Origin of the sequence: Streptomyces sp. NPDC059452 (assembly GCF_042750035.1) — a bacterium.
GTDB lineage: Bacteria > Actinomycetota > Actinomycetes > Streptomycetales > Streptomycetaceae > Streptomyces.
Map to the genome: position 1 here is coordinate 51,062 of NZ_JBHYVE010000039.1, position 3,942 is coordinate 55,003.

The following is a 3,942-nucleotide window of genomic DNA, read 5'->3' on the forward strand; positions in this document are numbered from 1 at the left end:
TTTTGTTCTGGTGGTGTCTGTTTGGGCGTTTTCGGACCTGTGGGCGGGGGGGGGGCCCTGCTGGCCGGCGGTGGGCGTTTTTTGCACGACAGGCCCTGGGGAGCCGGGACGACCGGCCCCCTCGCCGTCACGGTGTCAGCGGTTCCCGCCGACGCTCTCCCGCGCCGCGCGCAGCGACTCCTTGAGCGAGCCCATGGTCGCGAGGACCGCCGTGGGCTCGTAGCCGCAGTGCGCCATGCAGTTGGCGCAGCGCGGGTCCTTGCCCCGGCCGTACTTGCTCCAGTCGGTCTCCTCGATGAGCTGACGGTACGTCGGTACGTAGCCGTCGCTCATCAGGTAGCAGGGGCGCTGCCAGCCGAAGAGCGAGTAGTTGGGGATGGCCCACGCGGTGCACGGGAAGTCCGCCTTGCCCTCCAGGAAGTCCAGGAAGAGCGGTGAGTGGTTGAGCCGCCAGCGGGCCCGGTTGCCGCCCGCGAAGGCCTTCTTGAAGAGTTCGCGGGTCTGGTCGACGCCGAGGAAGTGCTCCTGGTTGGGCGCCTTCTCGTACGCGTAGGCGGGCGAGATCATCATCTCGTCGACCTTGAGGTCGTCGTTGAGGTAGTTGAGGACCTCGATGATGGTCTGCGGGGTGTCGGTGTTGAAGAAGGTGGAGTTGGTGGTGACCCGGAAGCCGCGCCGCTTGGCCTCCTTCATCGCGGCGACGGCCTCGTCGAAGACGCCTTCCTTGGCGACCGACTCGTCGTGCCGCTCCCGCAGGCCGTCGATGTGCACGGCGAAGGCGAAGTAGGGCGAGGGGGTGAACTTGTCGAGCTTCTTGCGCATGAGCATCGCGTTGGTGCAGAGGAAGACGTATTTCTTCTTCGCGACGAGCTGCCGGACGATCTCGTCGATCTGCGGATGCATCAACGGCTCGCCGCCGGCGATGGAGACCATGGGCGCACCGGATTCCAGCACCGCGCCCACCGCCTGCGCGACCGGCATGCGCTGCTTCAGGACACCGGCCGGGTGCTGGATCTTGCCGCACCCCTCACAGGCGAGGTTGCAGGCGAACAAGGGCTCCAGCTCGACGATCAGCGGGAACTTCTCACGCCTGCGGAGCTTCTGTTCGAAGAGATACGTCGCAACCTTGATGGTCTGGCGGAGCGGCATGGCCATCTAGCTCACCTCCTGGGGAGCAATAAAGATCGGTGCCATTCGTAGAAAGCCGGAAGGACTGCACGGAGGACACGGAAGGCCGATATTCCACCGCGAACCGTGCCGATGCGGACGAGCTCATGCTCTGGAGCGTCCACGACCACCCGGACGGCCGCAACCGGGCGCGGTCCGTGGCACAGGGCGGTACGCAGTGTGGCGGCGGACTCCATGTCCACGGCGATGGCCCCGGTGGACCGCAGCGCCGCCCGTTCGGGGCCGCGTACGACATGGTCGGAGCCGGTCAGGGGGCCGGTGTGGACGGTGCGGCCGGGGACGGCCCGGCTGAGGGCGGCGACCAGCAGCCCGGTGCCGGTGCAGGGGGTGGCGCCGTCGGCGTCCCGGGTCTCCTCGGCGACGACCAGGTCCCCGGGGTGCATGCCGGGGGCGAGGCCGGCGCAGAAGCCGGAGGCGATGACGGCCGCGTCCGGTACGCCTCCGGGGGCGAGGGCGCCCGCCACGGCCGCCTCCGCCGCCCGGGGGCCCATCCCGGTCCGCAGGACCCGTACCGGGCCTCCGGGCCGCCTGCCGCTGCGCAGGGCCACCTGTTCGATGCCCAGCGCGCAGGCGACCAGCAACGGCGTCGCGGGGCGCGCGGACCCGGGTGCTCCGGCCATCAGGCGCCCTGGGCCGCGCCCGTGCGGTCGGCGAACGGGTCGCCGTGCACGTAACGCCCGAGTGCGGTCAGGGGGAAGACCTGACGGTAGAGGTGGTAGTTGATGGAGAAGTCCCAGGGGAAGCCGGTGCCGGTGAAGTAGGGCTCGTCCCAGGAGCCGTCGGCCTGCTGGGCCCCGGTCAGCCAGGTGATCCCCCGGGCGACGGCCGGACTGTCGCGGCGGCCCGCGGCGAGCAGGGCGAGCAGGGCCCAGGCGGTCTGGGAGGCGGTGGACTCACCGTGGCCGATCCACTTCTCCTCCTGGTACGAGCGCAGGTCCTCGCCCCAGCCGCCGTCATCGTTCTGCACGGACTCCAGCCAGGTCACCGCCCGGCGGATCGAGGGGTGGCCGGTGGGCAGCCCGGCGGCGACCAGGGCGGGCACCACCGACCCCGTTCCGTACACGTAGTTGACGCCCCAGCGGCCGAACCAGGCGCCGCACGCCTCCTGTTCGGCGAGCAGCCACTCGATGCCCCGCTGGGTGCTGGGGTGTTGGGCGAGCCCTTCGACGGCGAGCATCTCCACGACATGGCCGGTGACATCGGCCGACGGCGGGTCGATGACCTCGCCGAAGTCGCAGAACGGCAGGCGGTTGGGGAAGGGGCTGGTGTTGTCGGCGTCGAACGCGCCCCAGGCCCCGTTGCGGGACTGCATCCCGAGGTTCCAGCGCACCCCGCGCTCGATGGCGGCTTCCAGCCGGGCGGGGTCGGGGTGGTGCACCCGGCGCAGGGCCAGGACGACTTCGGCGGTGTCGTCGATGTCCGGGTAGTTGTCGTTGTGGAACTCGAACGCCCAGCCTCCTGGGGCGAGTTCGGGTCTGCGTACCGACCAGTCGCCGGGCCGGGTGATCTCCTCGGCCAGCATCCATTCGGCGGCCCGCACCAGGGCCGGGTGGTCGGGTCTGAGTCCGCCGTCGACCAGGGCCACGGTGGCCAGGCAGGTGTCCCAGACGGGTGACTGGCAGGCCTCGACCATGCGCGCCCCGTCCTCGCGCCACACCGCGAACCGGTCCAGCGAGGCCAGTCCGGCGCGCATCACCGGGTGGTCGAGGTCGTAGCCGAGCAGGTGGAGGGCGATGACGGAGTAGACGGCCGGGGGCTGGATGCCGCCCCAGCAGCCGTCGTTCTCCTGGCGTTCGATGATCCACCGGGCGGCCATGTTCATCGCGATCCGGCGCAGCGGGCGCGGGGCGACCTTGTGGTAGAGGTGCAGCCCTTTGTCCAGCCGCTGGAAGAGGCCGTCCCAACTGGCCGCCGGGGCAAGCTTCCTGGGCGGACTGGGCTCGGCGGGATCGGTGTGCAGCTCGTCCAGGGCGAAGGGGGCGGGCCGCACGGGGCGCTTCGCGGAGACGATGGTCAGCGGAACGATGGTCTGCCGGGCCCAGCAGCCGAAGTCATAGATGTTGAGCGGGACCCACTTGGGGAAGAACATGAGCTCGGGCGGGAGTTCGGGGAGGTCGTCCCACTTCCACCAGCCGAACAGGGCCAGCCAGATCCGGGTGAAGACCCGGGCGGCCGCGATGCCGCCCTGCTCCCTGATCCAGCCGGAGGCGCGCGCCATGTGGGGCTCGTCGGGGCGGTCCCCGGCCAGCCGCAGGGCCACGTACGCCTCGATGGTGGCGGAGAGGTCGCCGGGGCCGCCGTAGAAGGTGTTCCAGGTGCCGTCACCGAGCTGTTCGCCGCGGATGAAGAGGGCGGCCGCCCGCGTGGTCTCCGGGTCCTGGATTCCCAGGAACTGGCGCAGGAGCAGGTCCTCGGCGTCCATCGTGACGTTGGTGGCGAGGTCGCCCTTCCACCAGCCCTGCTCGTCCTGTCTGCCGAGGAGGTGCTCCACCGAGCGTTCCGCGGCCCGCCGCGCGGCGACGAGCACGTCGTCCGCGGCGGTGGTCGTGTCGGCCGGATGTCCCGCCGAAGCTCCGACAAGGTTCTCGGCCCCGGTGGATCCGTCGGTCGTCGCTGTCATGAGCTTCCCCTTCGTGCAGTCGGTCCTCTGCTGTGCTGGGGTCTCCGTCGGGCGGCGCCCCCCGGGGGGGGGCCCGGCGGGGTCGCCGAGGCGCTCTCCGGCAGCGAGGCGCTCCGGGCCCGGCTGGTCGGCGG

The 3,942-nt window shown here is 71.0% G+C and carries 3 protein-coding genes; all 3 read right to left on the reverse strand.

Annotated elements, in window-relative coordinates; all coding sequences use genetic code 11:
* Nucleotides 1-135: 135 nt before the first annotated feature.
* Genes hpnH through shc form a run of 3 tightly spaced genes read right to left on the reverse strand, consistent with a single transcriptional unit; the run spans nt 136 to nt 3,808 of the window.
* Nucleotides 136-1,155, reverse strand: coding sequence for an adenosyl-hopene transferase HpnH (gene hpnH, locus ACFW9Z_RS33100; protein ID WP_384646713.1), 1,020 nt, complete (start codon nt 1,153-1,155; stop codon nt 136-138).
* A 5-nt stretch (nt 1,156-1,160) separates the two neighbouring features.
* Nucleotides 1,161-1,808: a 1-hydroxy-2-methyl-2-butenyl 4-diphosphate reductase gene (locus ACFW9Z_RS33105; protein ID WP_384646715.1), complete on the reverse strand. Its 648-nt coding sequence runs from the start codon at nt 1,806-1,808 to the stop codon at nt 1,161-1,163.
* Complete coding sequence (shc, locus tag ACFW9Z_RS33110; protein ID WP_384646717.1) at nt 1,808-3,808, reverse strand: squalene--hopene cyclase; 2,001 nt, start codon at nt 3,806-3,808, stop codon at nt 1,808-1,810. The genes ACFW9Z_RS33105 and shc overlap by 1 nt, the downstream gene beginning before the upstream one ends.
* Nucleotides 3,809-3,942: the final 134 nt, after the last annotated feature.